1 protein-coding gene is annotated in these 2734 nt (G+C 73.3%); it reads right to left on the bottom strand.

Annotated features, from left to right (window positions below):
• Window positions 1-197: 197 nt before the first annotated feature.
• Window positions 198-2303, bottom strand: a complete 2106-nt coding sequence (rho, locus tag L0B03_RS16210; RefSeq protein ID WP_250447795.1) for a transcription termination factor Rho — start codon at window positions 2301-2303, stop codon at window positions 198-200.
• Between the last annotated feature and the right edge of the window lie 431 nt (window positions 2304-2734).

Here is a 2734-nt window from a genome sequence, read left to right as displayed (position 1 = left end):
CGCCCTCCGGGAGGTGACCGGCTGGCACGGCGGGACCCTGCGCGCCGCCGCGCGCGCCTTCTGGGCCAGCGCGAGCGGCCCCGCCTCGTCCCACCTGACCTGAGCGACGCCCGGTCCGGGACGACGCACGCCCCCGCACCGAGGTGCGGGGGCGTGCGCTCGAGCGTCGGCGGCGCCCTCGGGCACCGCCGTGCCGATCAGTCGTCGCGCTGGCCGGGAGCCGTCGGCGTCGTCTTCTGCACCTGGAGGAGGAACTCCACGTTCGAGCGCGTCTCCCGCAGCTTGCCCAGGAGCAGCTCGATGGCCTGCTGCTGGTCCAGGGCGCTCATCACCCGTCGCAGCTTCCAGCTGATCTTCAGCTCGTCGGCGGGGATGAGGATCTCCTCGCGGCGCGTCCCCGAGGCGTCCACGTCCACGGCCGGGAAGATCCGCTTGTCCGCGAGGGTCCGGGAGAGCTTGAGCTCCATGTTCCCGGTGCCCTTGAACTCCTCGAAGATGACCTCGTCGGCCTTCGAGCCGGTCTCGACCAGCGCCGTCGCGAGGATGGTGAGGGACCCGCCGTGCTCGATGTTGCGTGCCGCCCCGAAGAACCGCTTGGGCGGGTAGAGCGCGCTCGAGTCGACGCCCCCGGACAGGATCCGGCCCGAGGCGGGCGCCGCGATGTTGTACGCACGCCCGAGGCGGGTGATCGAGTCCAGCAGCACGACGACGTCCTGGCCCAGCTCGACCAGGCGCTTGGCCCGCTCGATGGCGAGCTCGGCCACGGTCGTGTGGTCGTCCGCCGGCCTGTCGAAGGTCGAGGCGATGACCTCGCCCTTGACGGTGCGCTGCATGTCGGTGACCTCCTCGGGGCGCTCGTCGACGAGCACGACCATGAGGTGGACCTCGGGGTTGTTCGTGGTGATCGCGTTGGCGATCGCCTGCAGCACGAGCGTCTTGCCCGCCTTGGGGGGCGAGACGATCAGGCCACGCTGCCCCTTGCCGATCGGGGCGACCAGGTCGATGACCCGGGTCGTCATGATCCCGGGCTCGGTCTCGAGGCGCAGGCGGTCCTGCGGGTAGAGCGGCGTGAGCTTGCCGAACTCGGCACGCGCACGGGACTCCTCGGGAGACATGCCGTTGATCGAGTCCAGGCGCACCAGGGCGTTGACCTTGGAGTTGCGCCCCTGGGGCTGCGGGTCGCCCTCGCCACGCTGCTTGACGGCGCCGACGACGGCGTCACCCTTGCGCATGCCGTTCTTCTTGACCTGGTTCATCGACACGTAGACGTCGTTGTCCCCCGGCAGGTAGCCCGAGGTCCGCACGAACGCGTAGTTGTCCTTGATGTCGAGGATGCCCGCGACCGGGAGCAGGACGTCGTCGTCGTGGACCTCGACCTCGTCGTCACCGCGCAGGTCGTCCTGACCGGCGCGGCCCCCGCGGCGCTTGTTGCGGTCGCGGTCGCGGTACCGGCCACGACGACGGCGCCCACCGGGCTCGTCCTCGCCGTCGTCCTGACGGTTGCGACCGCCCTGGCCCTCACGACCAGGCTGGTTCTCGCGGCTGCCCTGGCCGTCACGCAGCCCCTGGTTGTCCCGGCCACCACGGGCCTGACCGTCACGCCCCCCGCGACCCTGACCGTCGCGGTCCTGGCTGCTGTCCTGCCCGTGCCCGGCGCGACCCTGGTCTCGGTCGTCGCCGTCGGAGCGGCGGGGCGCACCCTGCTGCTCCTCGGGGCGCTGCTGGTCCTTGCTCTGCTCGGGCGCACCCTCGGCCCGGCCCGAACGACGTGAGCGCCGGCCCTCGACCGTGACCGCACGCGCAGCCTCAGCCGCACGAGCCGCCCGCTCGTCCGGGGTCTCGTTGCCGTGACCGCGCTCGGGGGCGCGGTCCTCGGAGCGGGACGCGCGCTCGTCCTGGGCGGGGCGCTCCTGGGCGGTGCGCTCCTCGGCAGAGCGCTCCTCGGCAGGGCGCTCCTCGGCAGGGCGCTCCTCAGCGGGACGCTCCTGGTTCCGGCTGCGGCTCCGACGGGGGGCCTTGGCGGGCTCGACGGGCTGCTCCTGCGCGGCCTCGTCGGCCTTGCGCGCTCGGCTAGAACCACCGGAAGCGGACGCGGCCGCGTCCCCGCCGGAGGCACGCCGTTCACGGATCGCGCTCACCAGGTCGCCCTTGCGCATCCCCGCCGTGCCCTGCATGCCGAGCTCGGCCGCGAGGGCCTGGAGCTCAGGCAGTCGCAGGGACGACAACGCACCGCTGCGGGACGGGCTGCTGGCGTCTGCGCTGGTCGCAGAGCTGCTCTGCGCAGCCTCGATGGTCTCTGTCACGAAGGATCCTTCCCCCTCGTCGGCGGCCGTCACATGGGGAGATGGGCCGCGTGGTCGACGTCCGAGCCGTACCCGGATCGTTGGTCGCGCCACGGAGGATCGACGACCGCGAGGCCCGACCATCAGGTGGCTTGGTCCCCGTCGGCGGACAAGCCCTGCGCTCCCGTGGGTGCGCGGTTCCGCTCGAGGTGCCGGGGGGATGCGGTCCACGGTACCACTGCGGGGCCATCCCCCGTGGTGGCGTCCGTGCGGCGTCGCAGGCCGGGGCACCGACGGACCGGACGAGCTCGTCAGAGCCGCTCGGCCAGCGCCCCACGGGTGTCGACCCCCGGGCGCAGCTCGCGCCAGGCGGGCTCCCCGGCCGAGCCGATGAGGCCGGCCAGCAGCTCACGGCGCACCTCGTGCGCCCGGTCCCCCGCCGACGCCCGACC

The sequence above is a fragment of the Actinotalea sp. C106 genome, assembly GCF_023630195.1.
GTDB lineage: Bacteria > Actinomycetota > Actinomycetes > Actinomycetales > Cellulomonadaceae > Actinotalea.
This window is presented reverse-complemented; position numbering and strand designations above follow the sequence as displayed.